Genomic DNA, 15,659 nt, shown 5'->3' on the forward strand with positions numbered 1-15,659 from the left:
TCGCGCGGCCCGTATCGGTGATCGCCTGGACGGCCGGCGCGTTCAGCGACAGGATCGCGTAGCCGATCCCGCACGCATCCATGCGCTCGATGCGCTCCTCCTGCACGTCGAGCAGCTGACGGCGTCGCGCCGGCCAGATGTCGGCGGTAAAGTAGTGTTCGGAATCGCCGATCGTGTCCGGCGTGGCAAAGTGCTCCTCGAGTGCGATCTTGTCCCGCATGCTGTCTCCTGAGATGTCCGGGCCGCCGCGCCACCGTGGCGCGGCGTATCGGAACCAGCATAGGAGGGCCGCGGCGCCCTGTTAAATTACGGCGTTGAATACCGTCATTCACGGCATCTATGCCCTCTTACCGACCAACGCGATGGAACACGACTCCGATCTGCGCAACATCGACCTGAACCTGCTGCTCGTGTTCGACGTGCTGTACCGCACACGCAGCACGACGCGCGCAGCCGACGCGCTGCACCTCACGCAGCCGTCGGTCAGCAATGCGCTGAAGCGGTTGCGCACGCTGTTCGACGACGCGCTGTTCGTGAAGACGGCCGACGGCATGCAACCCACGCCGCGCGCGGACGCGATCGCGGCGCGCGTCGACGAAGGGCTCGCGTCGCTGCGCACCGCGCTGCAGGCCGGCCGCGCATTCGACCCGGCCACGTCGACCCGCACTTTCCGCCTGTACACGAGCGATCTCGGGCAGGCGATCTTCATGCCGCCGCTCGTCGCGCATCTGCGCCGGGTCGCGCCCGGCATCCGGATCGTCACGGCCGATCCGCCGCTCGACGCCGCGCAGCAGATGATGAAGCTCGGGCAAATCGACCTCGCGCTCGGCATGTTCACCGGGCTGCACGCCGATTTCCATCAGCAGCGGCTGTTCCACGAAACCTACGTGGCGCTCGTGCGCAACGACCATCCGACGATCGGCGCGACACTCACCGCCGAGCAGTTCTTCGCGGCCGACCATGTGAGCTATACGCCCACGGCCGGCAGCCACGCGCACTTTGAAGCGGCGCTCTACGCGCTGTCGCCGCATGCCGGCAACACGCGTCATGTCGTGCTGCAGCTCGCGCATTCGTTCGGGCTGGAACGCATCGTGTCGTCGAGCGACCTCGTCGCCTGCATTCCGAGCCGCCTCGCCCGCGTGCTGTCGCGACTGCAGGACGTGCGCGCCGTGCCGCTGCCGTTCGACACGGCGCCTGCCGACATCGCGCAGTTCTGGCATGAACGCTACCAGCGCGACGAGGGCCATCAGTGGCTGCGCACGCTCGTCTACGACCTGTTTCACGACCTTCGCCTCAGTGCATTGCCGTAGGCACGCCGGGCAAAAAAAAACGGGCAGCCCAGGGCTGCCCGCATCAACTCCACTTGGTTACAACGTTCGTCTCACGGAACACGGAGCGAACTCCGCAACGCACAATCTAGTGGCGTGCGGAAGCGCGGTCAATTTGACAAGAACGAAACTGCACTGTGAGCCTGTAAGACACCGCGCCGCTCACGCGCCTAGCAACATCCCCTTGCGCACCGGCACCGTGCCCGTCACGCGGCCGAGCGGTGCGCCAGCCGTGACGAACCGGATCGCGCGGCGCATGTAGAACACACCGTCGGTCCCGCTCGAGATCGTCGTGATCGCGTCCGTCAGCGGATCGACGATGTCGAACAGCGGATCGCCCGCGCGGATCGTCGCGCCGATCGCCGCGCGGTGCACGAGTATCCCGCTCACCGGCGCGTAGAACTGCTCGCTGCCCGCGAGCGGCGTGGCCGGCGCGGCGAGCGGCGGCAACGGCGTACGCTCGCCCAGCACCGCACCGCGCCACACGAGATAGTCGACGAGCGCATCGGCATCGCGTTTCGCATATTCGTACGTCACGTCGCGCTGGCCCCGGCACTCGACCGTCACGGCCACCGTGCCGGCCGCCATCGGCGTGCCTGCCGGCAAGTGCTGCCGCAATTGCGTCCACAGCAGGTGATGCGCATCGTCGAACGCGTGCCCGCCCGAATCCTCGGCGAGCAGCGACACCTCCGAGCCGAGATAACGCGCGAGCGGCTCGACCTCCGGCCATGCGGTATCGCTCGTATACACGTGCATTACCGCTTCGAGCGAGCAATGCAGGTCGATCACGACCTCAGCGTCGAGCGACAGCTTCAGCAGCGCGAGCTGCAGCGCATCGAACTCCGTGCGCGGCGCGATCTCGTCGAGCGCCGCGCCGACGCACTCGCGCACGATCGCGCGATTGCGTTCGCCGTCGTCACCGAGGCGGTCACGCGCACGCGCGGCGATTTCCGCGAGCGGCAGGAAGCCGCGATTGAAGTTGCGACCGCTCGCGAGGTCGAAACGGCCGATGAACTGCCCGAGCAGATGATGATTGAGGCCAACCGGGTTCGCGACCGGCACGAGCACGATTTCGGCCGCGAGCCGGCCTTCGGCATCGAGCTGCGCGAGTCGCTGCTTCAGCACGAACGCCGCGAGCATCGCGGGCGTCTCGTCCGCATGCAAAGCGGCCTGCAGGTAGATCTTGCGGCCGGTGTCGGCCGGCCCGAAATGAAAGCTCGTCAGCGTGCGCTGCGTGCCGATCGACGGCGACAGGAGCGGCGTGGTGCGAATCTGCATCGATGGTCTCGAACGGATGAAAACGGGGAAACGGGTGATACGGCGGCCTGGCTCGGCGCTCAGTCACCGTACGGGTTGAAGTCGAAATACTTCTTCGCGATCCGGTCGTACGTGCCGTCCTTCAGCATCGACGCGATCGCGCCGTCGATCGACGCCTTGAGCGCCGTATCCGACTGCCGCATGCCGACGCCGACACCGCGATCGCCCATGTCGAGCGGCGCGCCGACGAACGCGAAGCCCTTGCCCTTCGGCGTGCGCAGGAAGCCGTAGTCGGCTTCCACGGTGCCGAGCAGCGCCGCGTCGAGGCGGCCGTTGACGAGATCGGCGAACACGTCGTCCTGGCTCTTGTACGGCACCACGCCGACGCCGGCCGGCGCCCAGTGCGCGAGCGCCCACGATTCGAACTGCGTGCCCGACTGCACGCCGACGTGCTTGCCCGCGAGCGACGCGGTCGTGCTGTCGACGCCGCTCCCGGGCCGGGCGACGAGCCGCGACTTGAAGCGGAACAGTTTCGACGAGAACAGGATCTGCTTCTCGCGCTTCTCGGTGATCGCCATCGACGACAGGATCGCGTCGATCTTGCGCGCCTGCAGCGCCGGAATCATCCCGGAGAACTCGAGCTCGACCCACTGGCAGCGCAACTGCGCGCGGCGGCAGATCTCGTTGCCGAGATCGACGTCGAAGCCCTTCAGGCTGCCGTCGGGCGCCTTCGAATCCATCGGCGGATAGGTCGGATCGATGCCGAGGCGCACGGGGCGCGCATCGAGCGCGTGCGCGGCGCTGGCCGCGAACGCAAGGCAGAGGGAAACGAGCGGCAGGAAGGTACGTTTCATGGTCGACGAAGGGCGGGACGATGGGCAAACGGCACGAGCCGGACTGCCTGCGATCGTAGTGCGCACGCGCCGCCGCCGGAATCGCCCGCTGCCTTATCATGATCACTTTTCCCGATCACCGGCCTCGCGCTTGCCCATGGCGTTCACGCTCTCCCAGCTCCGCATCTTCCAGGCCGTCGTCGAGCACGGCAGCCTGCGCGCCGCCGCGCGCGCGCTCGATCTCGCGCAAAGCGGCGTCACGCAGCAGCTGCAGAGTCTCGAGGCGACGCTCGGCGCGACGCTGTTCACGCGCACCAATCGCGGGATCGTGCCGACGGCCGTCGGCCAGCGGCTGCTCGCGCGCTCCGGTTCGATCCTCGGCGAATGCGAGCAGGTCGAGCGGGAGATCCGACAACTGAGCGGCGCGTACGAAGGCACCGTCACGCTCGGCCTCGTGGCCGAGCCGCTGATCGATGCGTTCGCGCCGGTGCTGAGCGCGTTCCGCGCGCGCTTCGACAAGGTCGACGTGCACCTGCGCACCGGCACGTCGCGGATGATGATCGGCTGGTTGCGGGAAAGCGCGGTCGATTTCGCGATCGCACTCGTCTCGAAGCAGACCGACACGACCGACCTCGCGGTCACGCCGCTGCGTGCGTCGGCGCCGGTGGTCGTGTGCCGCAACGGGCATCCGGCGATGCACGCGCAATCGCTCGCCGAACTGGCCGACTACGCGTGGGTGTCGACGCGCTCGCCGAACCTGAGCGCCGATCCCGTCGTCAACCGGCTGCTCGCATACTTCGACGTGCATGGCCTGCCGCCGCCGAAGATTCTCGCCACCGTCGAAGGGATGTTCGAGACGCTGCAGCTCGTCACGCAGACCGATTGCCTGTCGCTCGAAACCGAAGCCGTGACGCGGCACGGGCCGTTTGCCGGCGCGCTCGCGAAAGTGCCCGTGCGCGAACCGGCCGAATCGCAGGACATCTGCCTGCTGCAGCGCGCGGCCGTGCCGCTGACGCCGGCCGCGCAGGAACTCGCGACGATGCTCGCGTCGTACCTGAGGGTGGTGCGCGGGCGGTAAGCGCATCTCGCCGCTTGCCACCCGCGTTGCTGCGCGCCGCCGCGCGTCAGTCGATCGAGTCCCCCGCCGTCTCGCGCAGCATCGCCACCGCGATCAGCGACAGCACCACGCACGCGGCCACGTAGCCGGCCGGCGCAAGCTTGCTGCCGGTCGTCTTCACGAGCCAGGTTGCGATCAGTTGCGCGGTGCCGCCGAAGATCGTCACCGCGAGCGCATACGCGATCGAGATGCCGGTCGCACGCACGTGACGCGGCAGCGACTCGCACATCAGCGCCATTTCCGACGCCGAGCCGAGCGAATAGAACAGCAGCATCAGCGCGGTCAGCGGCAGGATCACCGACAGCGTCGGGTGATGATTCATCAGCCAGAATGCCGGGAACAGCAGCACGACCAGCACGCCGCGGCCGACGAAGATCGGCAGGCGCCGGCTGCCGAGCTTGTCCGACAGCCAGCCGAACAGCGGGCACGTGACCAGCATCACGCAGCCCGATGCAACGCCGACGAACATCGACAGCTTCATCGGCAGGCCGAGCGTGTGGATCGCATAGGTCGGCATGTAGAAGGTCAGGATGTAGGTCGACACCGTGCCGCCCATCACCGTGAGCATCAGCAGCAGCACCGTGCGCGTGTGCTTCGAGAACAGCTCGTGCAGCACGCCGCGTTCGATGCCGTGATGGCTGTCGCCGGGCGCATCGTCAGCGAGCCGTCGACGCAGATACATGCCGACCGGCGCGATCAGCACACCAACGAGGAACGGCAGCCGCCAGCCCCAGCTTTCGAGCGCATCCTTGGTCATCGTGTTCGACAGCAGCGCCGCGAAGCCCGAGCCCATCAGCGCCGCGCCGCCCTGCGTCGCGAGCTGCCAGCTCGCGCGGAACGCGCGACGCGACGTGCCGCCCTGTTCGAGCAGCGTCGACGTCGCCGCGCCGAATTCGCCGCCCTGCGAGAAGCCCTGCATCAGCCGCGCGAACACGACCAGCAGCGGCGCGGCCACGCCGACCTGCGCATACGTCGGCGCGATCGCGATCAGGCCCGTGCCGAGCGCCATCAGCATGATCGTCAGGTTCAGCGCGGCCTTGCGCCCCTTGCGGTCCGCATAGACGCCGAGCACGACGCTGCCGAGCGGCCGCGTGAAGAAGCCGGCCGCGAACGTCGCGACCGACAGCAGCAGCGACGTGGTCGGGTCGCTCGACGGGAAGAACAGCTTGCCGATCAGCACCGCGAAGAAGCCGTACACGGTGAAATCGAAGAATTCCAGCCAGTTGCCGATCACGGCCGCGGCGATCGCCCCGCGCCGCGTGACAGCCGGCGCGTCTGGTGTGCTGGCTTCGGCAGCCCCCGTCGACGCGGGGTGCAGCGCGAGATGGTCTTTCTGCATCGTTATCGTCTCCTCTCAATGCGGCCGGAAGCGCCGGCCGCTCGCCCCGCTGCCGGCATCACCGCCCCAGGTAACGCTCCACGAGACGCGTCCAGTACGCCGCGCCGATCGGCAGGTTGCGATCGTTGAAGTCGTATTTCGGGTTGTGCACCATGCAGCCGTCCTCGCCTTCGCCGTTGCCGAGCCGCACGAACGAGCCCGGCCGCTGCTGCAGCATGAACGCGAAATCCTCGCTGCCCATCAGCAGGTCGGTCTGCTCGACCACGTGCGTGTCGCCGACGAGCTCGCGCGCCACCTGTGCGGCGAAATCCGTTTCGTCATCCGAATTGACGACGACCGGATAGCCTTCGATGTACTCGACGTTCGCGGTTGCGCCATAGCTCGCGGCCTGCGTTTCGGCCAGCTCGGTGATGCGGCGCTTGAGCAGCGCGCGCACGTCGGGGCTGAACGAGCGCACGCTGAGTTCGAGGCGCGCGCCGTTCGGGATCACGTTGTTCGCGGTGCCCGCGTGCATCGAGCCGACCGTGACGACCGCCGGCTGCGCGGGGTCGACGTTGCGCGCGACGATCGTCTGCAGCGCCATCACGATGCTCGCCGTGACGACCACCGGGTCGACCGTCAGGTGCGGCCGGGCCGCGTGGCCGCCGACGCCTTCGATCGTGATGATCGCCTTGTCGCCGGCCGACATGAACGGGCCGCGCCGCGTGAGGAACACGCCGGGCGCCGCGCCCGGATGGTTGTGCATGCCGAACACGGCGTCGCACGGAAAGCGTTCGAACAGGCCGTCGTCGATCATCTTCTTCGCGCCGCTGTCGACGCCATGCTCTTCCGCCGGCTGGAAATACAGGTGCACGGTGCCGGAGAAGTTGCGGGTCTTCGCGAGGTGCTGTGCAGCGCCGAGCAGCATCGTCGTGTGGCCGTCGTGGCCGCACGCGTGCATCTTGCCGTGCGTGCCGCTCGCATAGGGCAGCCCCGTCGCCTCGATGATCGGCAGCGCGTCCATGTCGGCGCGAATGCCGATGCTGCGCGTGCCGTCACCCACGCGCAGCGTGCCGACCACGCCCGTCTTGCCGACCCCGCGCGTCACCTGCCAGCCCCACTGTTCGAGCTTGTCGGCGACGAGCGCGGCCGTGTCGTGCTCTTCGTACGCGAGTTCGGGATGGTGGTGGATGTGGTGGCGGATCTCGCGCAACCCGCCGGCGGCGGGCATCAGATCCTCGACTTCGGTGAATCGGGTGTCGGTGGTCATCAAGGGGCTCCTGCTGTTTGTCTGCACACGCAACGCATGCGTGCGGGAAAGCGAGCCACTATAGCGAGCCGATATCGGTTCAATAAGATGCGGAATTTTTCACCGCGATAAGGTTTTTTAATCAGGGTTAGTACGGGCATGGCTCGCCGGACTGACCTCATCCAACGTGATCGACACGCGACCCGTTGATTTTTGAGACGAACGGTCTATTATTCGCACATGGACGTTCGAACTGATCCGCCTCGCCGTCGCGGCAGGCCACCGAAACAGCACGAGGACCTCGTCGCCACGCGGGACATGCTGCTGCGCACCGGGTTGGAAGTGCTCACCGAGAAGGGCTTTTCGGCCACCGGGCTCGACGAGATCCTCGGTCGCGCCGGCGTGCCCAAGGGCTCCTTCTATCACTACTTCGACAACAAGGAAGCGTTCGGCCTCGAACTGATCGACCGCTATGCCGACTTCTTCGCGCGCAAGCTGGACCGTCATTTCAGCGATCCGGCGCGCTCGCCGCTGCAGCGTGTGCGCGCGTTCGTCGACGATGCCCGGGACGGGATGGCCCGCTACGCCTACAGCCGCGGCTGCCTGATCGGCAACCTCGGACAGGAAATGGGCGCGCTCCCCGAAAGTTTCCGCGCCCGCCTGCGCACCACGTTCGAAGACTGGCAACGCCGCCTCGCCGACTGCCTGACCGCCGCGCAGCAAGCCGGCGAACTGGCCGGCTCGGCCGATCCCGCCGAGCTGGCCGCATTCTTCTGGATCGGCTGGGAGGGCGCCGTGCTGCGCGCGAAGCTGGAGCGCAGCGACACGCCGTTGACCCTGTTCGCGCAGTTTTTCTTCAATGGACTGCCGCGCCGCTGAATTTTTTTGCCATTAACTAGACGATCGGTCTAGAAATTAGAAAGGAGGACGGGATGTTCCAGGGCATCGTGATCGACAAGGACGAAACCGGCCAGCAAGTGCGGCTGCAGACGCTGGACGACGGGCAGTTGCCCGCGGGCAACGTCACCGTGCGCGTGGGCTATTCGACGCTGAACTACAAGGACGGGCTGGCGATCACCGGCAAGAGCCCGGTGGTGCGCAAGTTCCCGATGGTGCCCGGCATCGACCTGGTCGGCGAAGTCGAAGCGAGCACGCACGCGGACTATCGCCCCGGCGACCAGGTCGTGCTCAACGGCTGGGGCGTCGGCGAAACGCATTGGGGCGGCCTCGCGCAGAAAGCCCGCGTCGACGGCGACTGGCTGGTGCCGCTGCCGTCCGCCTTTTCGCCGCAACAGGCGATGGCCATCGGCACGGCGGGCTACACCGCGATGCTGTGCGTGATGGCACTGGAGCGACACGGCGTGCGCCCGGACGACGGCGAGATCGTGGTGACCGGCGCGGCAGGCGGTGTAGGCAGCGTCGCCACGGCCATCCTCGCCAAGCTGGGGTACCGCGTCGTCGCGGTGACCGGCCGCCCCGCCGATGCCGACTACCTGCGGCAGCTCGGCGCCGCGGAGATCCTGGAGCGATCGCAATTCAGCGAGCCCGGCAAGCCGCTGGGCAAGGAACGCTGGGCCGGCGCGGTCGACGTGGCGGGTAGCCACGTGCTCGCCAACGTGTGTGCGACCACGCGGTATCGCGGCGTCGTGACGGCCTGCGGCCTGGCCGCCGGCCTGGATTTCCCCGCGACCGTCATGCCGTTCATCCTGCGCGGCGTCACGCTCGTCGGAATCGACAGCGTCATGTGCCCGCGCGCCGACCGTCTGGAAGCGTGGCGCCGGCTCGCATCCGACCTCGACGTCGAGAAGCTGGGCGCGATCAGCCACCAGGTCGGGCTGGGCGACGTCATCCCGCTTGCAGGAGAATTGATCAACGGCAAGGTTCGCGGCCGCATCGTGGTCGACGTCAACGCGTGACGCCGCTAACAACCACCCGCGCTGCTTTATTCGGACGGCGGCTCGTGCCTCGAGTGCGCCCGTGCCACGTTATCCAGGAGACCTCATGACTGCCGCAAACACCGCCCCCATCAGCCGCTTTCCCGTGCCCGCGCTCGACGACTTGCCCGAGGACATTCGCGAGCGCATCACGACCGTCCAGGAAAAGTCGGGCTTCATCCCGAACGTGTTCCTGACGCTTGCGCATCGCCCCGACGAGTTTCGCGCGTTCATGGCCTATCACGACGCGCTGATGGACAAGCCGGGCAACCTGAGCAAGGCCGAACGGGAGATGATCGTCGTGGCCACCAGCAGCGTGAACCAGTGCCAGTACTGCGTGATCGCACACGGTGCGATCCTGCGCATTCGCGCGAAGGATCCGCTGATCGCCGACCAGGTTGCGACCAACTATCGCAAGGCCGACCTCACCGCCCGGCAGAAGGCGATGCTCGACTTCGCGATGAAGGTGTCGCAGGCCGCGCATCTGGTGGGAGAGGCCGACTTCGACGCACTCAAGTTGCATGGTTTCGTCGAAGAAGACGTGTGGGACATCATGGCGATCTCGGCGTTCTTCGGCATGTCCAACCGCATCGCGAACGTGACGAACATGCGGCCGAATGCGGAGTTCTATGCGATGGGGCGCTGAGCGCATACCGAGCAGTCGTGCGGTCACGCGGAAGGGACACGGCGACCGCGCCCGTATGCCCGCCCTGTCGTTGACGGACGCGAGCGCAGGTGCCTACCGCGCTCGCCGTAGCGGCCGATGTCGCCGTCGTTCAGTCCGTCCCGCGCAGAAACACGCGAATCTCCTCCGCGAGCCAGTCACGCAACGCGCACACCTTCGGATCGTCCTGGCTGCCGATCCGGTAAATCAGGTCGTGCCCGCGCTCGGCCTGTAGCGCGTATTGCGGGAACGGAGCGACGAGACGTCCGGCCGCGATATCGTCCGCGACGATCACGCTGCGCCCCAGTGCAATGCCTTCGCCGCGCATCGCCGCCTCGATCGCGAGACTCCCGTGGCTGTACGCCGGCCCGCGATCGCTGCGTGCGCCGCGAATGCCGGCCAGCGCGAACCACTGCTCCCAGTTGGCCAGCATCCGGTCCTCGTGCAGCAACGTGCAATCGACGATGCGCGCGACGGACGGAAGCCCGTCCATCTTCGTGCGATACGCAGGACTGCAGACGGGCGTCACTGTCTCTTCGAGAATCCGCTCGGCGAGCACGCGCGGATAACGCCCGCTGCCGTAGCGTATCGCCACGTCGGCCTCGCCTTCGTTCAGGTCGACGTGCGTGTCGGTCACGTCGAGATGGATGTCGAGTTCCGGATGAAGCGCCTTGAACCGATGCAGCCGCGGCGCGAGCCACTTGTTCGCGAACGACACGCTGGCGTTGATTTTCAGCCGCGCGACGCTGTCGTGCGCACGCAGCCGTTCGGCCGCCTTCGTCAGGTCGCTCAGCGTGCGGCTCACGTCGAGCAGGAAGGCCGCGCCGGCCTCGGTCAATACGATGCGTCGCGTCAGGCGCTGGAACAGCGCGACACCGAGATGGGTTTCGAGGTTCTTGATGTGCCGGCTGACAGCGCCATGCGTGACGTGCAATTCCTCGGCCGCCAACGTCATGCTCAACAGCCGGCCGGTCGCCTCGAAGGCGCGCAGCGTTTGCAGAGGGGGAAGCCGGTCGAACACGATGACGTTACGCGTGAGTTGTACTCACGCATTGTATGTCGATAAATGGTTTGTCAGCGCCCGCGGCGGCTCGCAATATCGAAGGCAGGCGCAGAGGTTGATGGCCGTGTTGGCCGATGTCCCGATTGCGTCCGTGCACTGCTTTTCGGTCAAGCGTCACGACCGGAATCGCGGCTGCGTTTCATGCCTGAAGTCGCGACACCGGCGCGCGCTTCGTTCGGGGCACGTGTGTGCCGGGTCGTACCGCTCATCATGGATCATCTTCTTTTCAAGCTCGTCGCCACCCCGCTGCTGCTGGCCGCTGCCACCCTCGCCGCGCGCCGCTGGGGCGAAGCGATCGGCGGGCTGCTGGTCGGGTTGCCGCTCACGTCGGGGCCGGTTTCGGTATTTCTCGCGCTCGAGCACGGCCCCGCCTTTGCCGCCCATGCGACGGCCGGTTCGCTCGTCGCCACCGCCGGACAGGCGGCCTTTTGCATCGCGTATTGCCGGCTGGCGAAACGTGGCTGGCCCACCGCACTGGCCGGCGCCGCCGCCGCGTTTTCCGTCGTCGCATTCCTGCTGAAGGCCAGCGCGTTGCCGGAAACCGGCCTGTTCCTGATCGCGATCCTCGCGGTCGCGCTCGTGCTGAGCATCGTGCCCGCCATCCCGGTCAGGGCCGCGCGGCTCGATCCGCCCCGCTGGGATCTGCCGCTGCGCATGGCGCTGATCGCAGGCCTCGTGGTCGGCGTGACGATGAGCGCGCCGTATGTCGGGCCGGAAACGAGCGGCGTACTGGCTTCGTTCCCGTTCATGGTGATCATCCTCGCGGTGTTCGCGCATCGCATGAGCGGCGCGGTGGCCGCGCAGCAACTGATGCGCGGGATGGCGACCGGGCTGCTCGGCTTCGCCGCGTTCTTCCATGTATTGAGCCTGACGCTCACGCGGCTGGACCTGGTTCCCGCCTATGGTCTCGCGATCGTCTGTACGCTCGCGATCCAGGCCGTGTCGCTGTACCGGATGCACGTGCCGGTCGCCATGCCGACCGAATGAACCGACCGAGGCGACTTGTCGCGCCCGCCTATCGACTGCGATATACGACGCCCACGCCCGGCTCCGGCGCTGCATCGGCCGCGTCGTCGAAACGCTCGCGCGCCTGCGCGATCGGCTGCTTGTTTTTCTCCGCCCACAGGACGAGCGCCATTTATGACGAAAGCGGTGTCGCCGGCACGCTGGAAGGCAAGCAGGTGTACCTGGTCACCGCCAGCGGCGGCGTCTTTTCCGAAGGCCCGTATGCGCCCTTCGACTACCAGTCCGGCTATCTGAAACATCTGCTCGGCTTCATCGGGATGACCGACATCCGCGAAGTGCGCGTGGAAGGTACCGTATTGGGTGCCGAGGCGGTGCAAGCGGCGCTTGCGAAGGCCGGGCGGGAATTGCAGGCGCTGGTGGAACAGGCCGGTTGAGACAACGGCGGCGCCCGTCGATCGGATCAGCGCCGCCGGACGATACCCGCGCGCAGGTGCACGCGCCGGTATCGGTCTGCCGCTCACGTTGCGCAGGCAGCGGTGTGAATGTCAGCACTCACTCCAGACCCTTCAGCGCCTCCAGCCCGTCCGGCAGCTTCGCATCCGGAAACTGCGTCGACAGCGTCGTGTCGCGCCACCGCGCGGCCTCTTCCGCGCGCTGCCTCTCCGCCTGCTCGCACACGAACAACGCATCGCCGCCGAGCAGCAAACGCATCGGCACATCCTCGCGACGCGACAGCTCGACGATCAGCGCCGCGATCCGCGCCGGATCGCCGACTTCATGGCCGCCATACGCGCCGAGCAGTTCGAGAATCTTCCCGACCGACGGCTGGTAGTCAGGCAGCAGGCCGTCGACGCCACGCTTGGCCTGCGCGGCCCAGTCGGTGCGCATCCCGCCCGGCTCGAGCGTGCAGACGCGCACACCGAACGGCGCGACTTCCTTCGCGAGCACGTCGCTGAACCCGCCGACCGCCCACTTCGCGGCCTGATAAGCGGACAGGCCCGCCGTCGACGTGCGCCCGCCGACCGACGACACCTGGAAGATGTGTCCCGCACGCTGTGCGCGCATCGTCGGCAGCACCGCACGCGTCAGGTTGATCACGCCGAACAGGTTCGTTTCGATCTGGTCGCGGAAATCGTCGGCGCCCATCTGCTCGAACGGCGCCGTATGGCCATAGCCCGCGTTGTTCACCAGCACGTCGATGCGGCCGAACGCGTCGCGCGCCGCGGCGACGGCCTGCGCCGCTGCCGCTTCATCGGTGACGTCGAGCGCGACCGGCAGCAACCGGTCGCCATGATGCTCGGCCAGATCGGCCAGCCGCGCGGGATCGCGCGCACCGGCCACCAACCGGTCGCCCGCCGCCAGCACGGCTTCCGAAATCGCTCGCCCCAGACCGCGCGCGGCCCCTGTTACCAGCCAGACTTTCGACATTTTTCCACTCCTTGAACGTAGTGAAACCACAAAATGACTGATTACTCACTCATTAATAACGATGATGTATCGGTCGTTCGCGACCGCCATCACCCTGCCTGAAACCCGCTGTCCGTCATCGTCGCGGCGCGTGAGCGTGAAACTGCACACGCCGCCTCGACGGCAACCCTTGCCTTACACCGCGTGCAACACGGCCCACAACGCGCGAAATCCGGCTTCGCGGTACGCATCGGCCCGCGCCGGATCGCGTGCGATCGACTCCATCGCCGTTTCCGCGATCGACGTAAACAGCGCCGCGCAGAACGCGTGTGCTTCGTCGGGTTTCAGCGCGCCCGACGCCGCGACCTGTTCGCGCAGCAGTGCATTGATTCCGCTGAAGCCTTCGGCGCCGGCCGCGCGATGCGCGTCGTCGATGCGACCGCTCACGCTGAGCTGCTGCAGCGCGCGCCGCCCGTCCGGATCCCCGACGCCCCACGACACATAGCCGTTCCACGCATGCCGCACGGCCTGCTCGACCGGCGCGTGTTCCGGAAACCCGGCCATCATCGCTTCGCGCATGCCGGCCTTCAGGCTCAGGTACAACGCATTCAGCAGCGCGTCCTTGGTCTCGAAGTACGTGAACACCGTGCCTTCGGCCACACCGGCGAGCCGCGCGATACGCGCGGTCGTCGCCGTCGCGCCGTCCTCGGCGAGCGCGCGTGCGGCCGCGGCGAGGATGGCTTCGTGTTTGTCGGGACTGCGCGGACGGGCCACGTTCGATTCCTTTAATGAGTGAGCACTCAATCATAATGGGGCGATCATACGGAATGCAAGCGCTGTTACATCCGGGGGAACCCATACGCAATCCATCAAAACCGTGCACTATTAGCGTTTTCACGTACTGGTGCGTTCACGTATCGGCGCCCGGTGCCTCGACGTTCGTTTCACGTTCCCCGTTTCAAACCGCGAACCTCCCATGACGAATCAGCCTACCCAGACCGGAGCCGACCGCCCCGTCGACATGATCATCTTCGGCGGCGGCGGCGACCTGGCCGCCCGCAAGCTCTTGCCCGCGCTGTACATGGCGCACCTGCACTGCAATCTTCCGCCCGAGACGCGCATCATCGCGGTCGGCCGCCGCGACTGGGGCATCGACGGCTATCGCAAGTTCATGGACGAGCAGTCGCGCCCGTTCATCGACGAAAAGGCGTTCGATCCCGCGGCGTGGAGCCGTTTCCTCGACCTGTTCAAGTACGTGCTGATCGACGTGAACGCGCCGGACGACTATCTGCGGCTCGCGGAAGCGGCGCGCGGCGATGCGATCCGCGTGTTCTACCTGTCGACGTCGCCGGAGCTGTTCACCACCATCTGCGACAACCTGTCGGCCGCGCACCTCGTCGACAAGCACTCGCGCGTCGTCCTCGAAAAACCGCTCGGCCACGATCTCGCGTCCGCGAAGGCGATCAACGATGCGGTCGGCAAGCACTTCGAAGAATCGCAGATCTATCGGATCGACCACTATCTCGGCAAGGAAACCGTGCAGAACCTGATGGTGCTGCGCTTCGGCAACCCGATCTTCGGGCCGCTGTGGCAGGCGCCCAGCATCCGCAGCGTGCAGATCACGGTGGCGGAGTCGGTCGGGGTCGGCAGCCGCGCGGGCTTCTACGACCATACCGGCGCGCTGCGCGACATGGTGCAGAACCACCTGCTGCAACTGCTGTGCATCGTCGCGATGGAGCCACCCGTGTCGCTCGACCCGGACGCGGTGCGCGACGAGAAGCTGAAGGTGCTGCGCTCGCTGCGGCCGATGGCGGTGGCCGACGTCGCGCGCGACACCGTGCGCGGCCAGTACACGGCCGGTGCGGTCGACGGCCAGCCGGTGAAGGGCTATCTCGAGGAAGACAACGTGCCGGCGGACAGCCGCGCGGAAACCTTCGTCGCACTGCGCGCGCACATCAACAACTGGCGCTGGGCGAACGTGCCGTTCTTCCTGCGCACCGGCAAGCGGCTGCAGCGCCGCCAGTCGGAAATCGTGATCGAGTTCGCGGACATGCCGTTCTCGATCATCCCGACCGGCCCGCGCCACTACAGCAACCGCCTCGTGATCCAGCTCCAGCCCGAAGAGTCGATCCAGCTGCAGATGCTCGCGAAGGAACCGGGCAGCGGGATGAACATGGTGCCCGTGAGCCTGAACCTCGACCTGCAGCAGGCCATTCCGGAGCGGCGCGCGGAAGCGTACGAGCGTCTGCTGATCGACGTGATCCGCGGCCGCCTCACGCACTTCATGCGCCGTGACGAACTCGAAGCCGCATGGTCGTGGGTCGAGCCGATCCTCGACGGCTGGAAGCAGCTCGGCGATCGGCCGCGCCTGTACACGGCGGGCACGTTCGGGCCCGCGGCTTCGTCGGCGCTGCTCGCGCGCGACGGAATGTCCTGGTCGGAAGAAGCGTAACCGCGGCACGACGGCGTGCCGTGGTACGGCACGCCGGAATGCACGTCAATGCGCACGGGGCGTACCCCGCC

General features: G+C 67.1%; 15 protein-coding genes and 1 pseudogene. 8 read left to right on the top strand and 8 right to left on the bottom strand.

The features are described from left to right. Window positions 1-220, bottom strand: a pseudogene (locus tag G3N93_RS06785) (amidohydrolase); the annotation flags it as partial. Between the two features lie 142 nt (window positions 221-362). On the opposite strand from G3N93_RS06785, the gene G3N93_RS06790 reads away from it, so the two are divergent. Then, window positions 363-1,310: a LysR family transcriptional regulator gene (locus tag G3N93_RS06790; RefSeq protein ID WP_206132609.1), complete on the top strand. Its 948-nt coding sequence runs from the start codon at window positions 363-365 to the stop codon at window positions 1,308-1,310. Window positions 1,311-1,490: 180 nt separating this feature from the next. Here G3N93_RS06790 and G3N93_RS06795 read toward each other — a convergent pair whose 3' ends face one another. After that, window positions 1,491-2,606: a succinylglutamate desuccinylase/aspartoacylase family protein gene (locus G3N93_RS06795; protein WP_206132610.1), complete on the bottom strand. Its 1,116-nt coding sequence runs from the start codon at window positions 2,604-2,606 to the stop codon at window positions 1,491-1,493. A 59-nt stretch (window positions 2,607-2,665) separates the two neighbouring features. Beyond that, a complete protein-coding gene (locus G3N93_RS06800; RefSeq protein ID WP_206132611.1) occupies window positions 2,666-3,439 on the bottom strand; it encodes a transporter substrate-binding domain-containing protein in 774 nt (257 codons plus the stop codon). 136 nt (window positions 3,440-3,575) lie between these two features. Between G3N93_RS06800 and G3N93_RS06805 the strand changes: the two genes are divergently transcribed. Beyond that, on the top strand, window positions 3,576-4,496 hold the full coding sequence (locus G3N93_RS06805; protein ID WP_206122926.1) for a LysR family transcriptional regulator: 921 nt from the start codon (window positions 3,576-3,578) through the stop codon (window positions 4,494-4,496). 46 nt (window positions 4,497-4,542) lie between these two features. On the opposite strand, the gene G3N93_RS06810 is transcribed toward G3N93_RS06805, so the two are convergent. Together G3N93_RS06810 and G3N93_RS06815 are read right to left on the bottom strand one after the other, a co-directional pair. Beyond that, window positions 4,543-5,874 (bottom strand): MFS transporter, encoded by a 1,332-nt coding sequence (locus tag G3N93_RS06810; RefSeq protein WP_174942077.1) that lies wholly within the window; start codon window positions 5,872-5,874, stop codon window positions 4,543-4,545. Window positions 5,875-5,932: 58 nt separating this feature from the next. Then, entirely contained in the window at window positions 5,933-7,123 is a 1,191-nt protein-coding gene (locus G3N93_RS06815; RefSeq protein ID WP_206132612.1) for a M20 aminoacylase family protein, read from the bottom strand. Between the two features lie 219 nt (window positions 7,124-7,342). Here G3N93_RS06815 and G3N93_RS06820 point away from each other — a divergent pair, with 219 nt between their 5' ends. From G3N93_RS06820 to G3N93_RS06830, 3 genes are all read left to right on the top strand, one after another. Then, complete coding sequence (locus G3N93_RS06820; RefSeq protein ID WP_206132613.1) at window positions 7,343-7,981, top strand: TetR/AcrR family transcriptional regulator; 639 nt, start codon at window positions 7,343-7,345, stop codon at window positions 7,979-7,981. A 53-nt stretch (window positions 7,982-8,034) separates the two neighbouring features. After that, on the top strand, window positions 8,035-9,018 hold the full coding sequence (locus G3N93_RS06825; RefSeq protein WP_206132614.1) for an MDR family oxidoreductase: 984 nt from the start codon (window positions 8,035-8,037) through the stop codon (window positions 9,016-9,018). A gap of 85 nt (window positions 9,019-9,103) precedes the next feature. Further along, window positions 9,104-9,682: a peroxidase-related enzyme gene (locus G3N93_RS06830; protein ID WP_174942072.1), complete on the top strand. Its 579-nt coding sequence runs from the start codon at window positions 9,104-9,106 to the stop codon at window positions 9,680-9,682. Between the two features lie 130 nt (window positions 9,683-9,812). Here the strand turns inward: G3N93_RS06830 and gcvA are convergent, their stop codons facing one another. Further along, window positions 9,813-10,721: a transcriptional regulator GcvA gene (gene gcvA / locus G3N93_RS06835; RefSeq protein ID WP_206132615.1), complete on the bottom strand. Its 909-nt coding sequence runs from the start codon at window positions 10,719-10,721 to the stop codon at window positions 9,813-9,815. A gap of 252 nt (window positions 10,722-10,973) precedes the next feature. Here gcvA and G3N93_RS06840 point away from each other — a divergent pair, with 252 nt between their 5' ends. After that, window positions 10,974-11,750, top strand: coding sequence for a hypothetical protein (locus G3N93_RS06840; protein WP_206132616.1), 777 nt, complete (start codon window positions 10,974-10,976; stop codon window positions 11,748-11,750). Beyond that, window positions 11,747-12,163 carry an NAD(P)H-dependent oxidoreductase gene (locus G3N93_RS41480; protein WP_241026438.1) on the top strand — a complete coding sequence of 139 codons (417 nt, stop codon included), beginning with the start codon at window positions 11,747-11,749 and terminating at the stop codon, window positions 12,161-12,163. Before G3N93_RS06840 ends, G3N93_RS41480 begins: the two co-directional genes overlap by 4 nt. Before the next feature lie 118 nt (window positions 12,164-12,281). Here the strand turns inward: G3N93_RS41480 and G3N93_RS06850 are convergent, their stop codons facing one another. Both G3N93_RS06850 and G3N93_RS06855 read right to left on the bottom strand, forming a co-directional pair. Then, complete coding sequence (locus tag G3N93_RS06850) at window positions 12,282-13,157, bottom strand: SDR family NAD(P)-dependent oxidoreductase (protein ID WP_206132617.1); 876 nt, start codon at window positions 13,155-13,157, stop codon at window positions 12,282-12,284. A gap of 174 nt (window positions 13,158-13,331) precedes the next feature. Further along, on the bottom strand, window positions 13,332-13,910 hold the full coding sequence (locus G3N93_RS06855) for a TetR/AcrR family transcriptional regulator (protein WP_174941164.1): 579 nt from the start codon (window positions 13,908-13,910) through the stop codon (window positions 13,332-13,334). A gap of 202 nt (window positions 13,911-14,112) precedes the next feature. On the opposite strand from G3N93_RS06855, the gene zwf reads away from it, so the two are divergent. Beyond that, window positions 14,113-15,588 (top strand): glucose-6-phosphate dehydrogenase, encoded by a 1,476-nt coding sequence (gene zwf / locus G3N93_RS06860; RefSeq protein WP_011353856.1) that lies wholly within the window; start codon window positions 14,113-14,115, stop codon window positions 15,586-15,588. The last annotated feature ends 71 nt before the right edge of the window (window positions 15,589-15,659 follow it).

This window comes from Burkholderia sp. Se-20378 (assembly GCF_017104665.1).
GTDB classification, from domain to species: Bacteria; Pseudomonadota; Gammaproteobacteria; order Burkholderiales; family Burkholderiaceae; genus Burkholderia; species Burkholderia lata.

Bases quoted from the DNA above. Each gene is read 5' to 3' on its own strand.
- G3N93_RS06790 (WP_206132609.1), top strand. From the start codon at position 363: ATGGAACACGACTCCGATCTGCGCAACATCGACCTGAACCTGCTGCTC.
- G3N93_RS06795 (WP_206132610.1), bottom strand. From the start codon at position 2,606: ATGCAGATTCGCACCACGCCGCTCCTGTCGCCGTCGATCGGCACGCAG.
- G3N93_RS06800 (WP_206132611.1), bottom strand. From the start codon at position 3,439: ATGAAACGTACCTTCCTGCCGCTCGTTTCCCTCTGCCTTGCGTTCGCG.
- G3N93_RS06805 (WP_206122926.1), top strand. From the start codon at position 3,576: ATGGCGTTCACGCTCTCCCAGCTCCGCATCTTCCAGGCCGTCGTCGAG.
- G3N93_RS06810 (WP_174942077.1), bottom strand. From the start codon at position 5,874: ATGCAGAAAGACCATCTCGCGCTGCACCCCGCGTCGACGGGGGCTGCC.
- G3N93_RS06815 (WP_206132612.1), bottom strand. From the start codon at position 7,123: ATGACCACCGACACCCGATTCACCGAAGTCGAGGATCTGATGCCCGCC.
- G3N93_RS06820 (WP_206132613.1), top strand. From the start codon at position 7,343: ATGGACGTTCGAACTGATCCGCCTCGCCGTCGCGGCAGGCCACCGAAA.
- G3N93_RS06825 (WP_206132614.1), top strand. From the start codon at position 8,035: ATGTTCCAGGGCATCGTGATCGACAAGGACGAAACCGGCCAGCAAGTG.
- G3N93_RS06830 (WP_174942072.1), top strand. From the start codon at position 9,104: ATGACTGCCGCAAACACCGCCCCCATCAGCCGCTTTCCCGTGCCCGCG.
- G3N93_RS06840 (WP_206132616.1), top strand. From the start codon at position 10,974: ATGGATCATCTTCTTTTCAAGCTCGTCGCCACCCCGCTGCTGCTGGCC.
- G3N93_RS41480 (WP_241026438.1), top strand. From the start codon at position 11,747: ATGAACCGACCGAGGCGACTTGTCGCGCCCGCCTATCGACTGCGATAT.
- G3N93_RS06850 (WP_206132617.1), bottom strand. From the start codon at position 13,157: ATGTCGAAAGTCTGGCTGGTAACAGGGGCCGCGCGCGGTCTGGGGCGA.
- zwf (WP_011353856.1), top strand. From the start codon at position 14,113: ATGACGAATCAGCCTACCCAGACCGGAGCCGACCGCCCCGTCGACATG.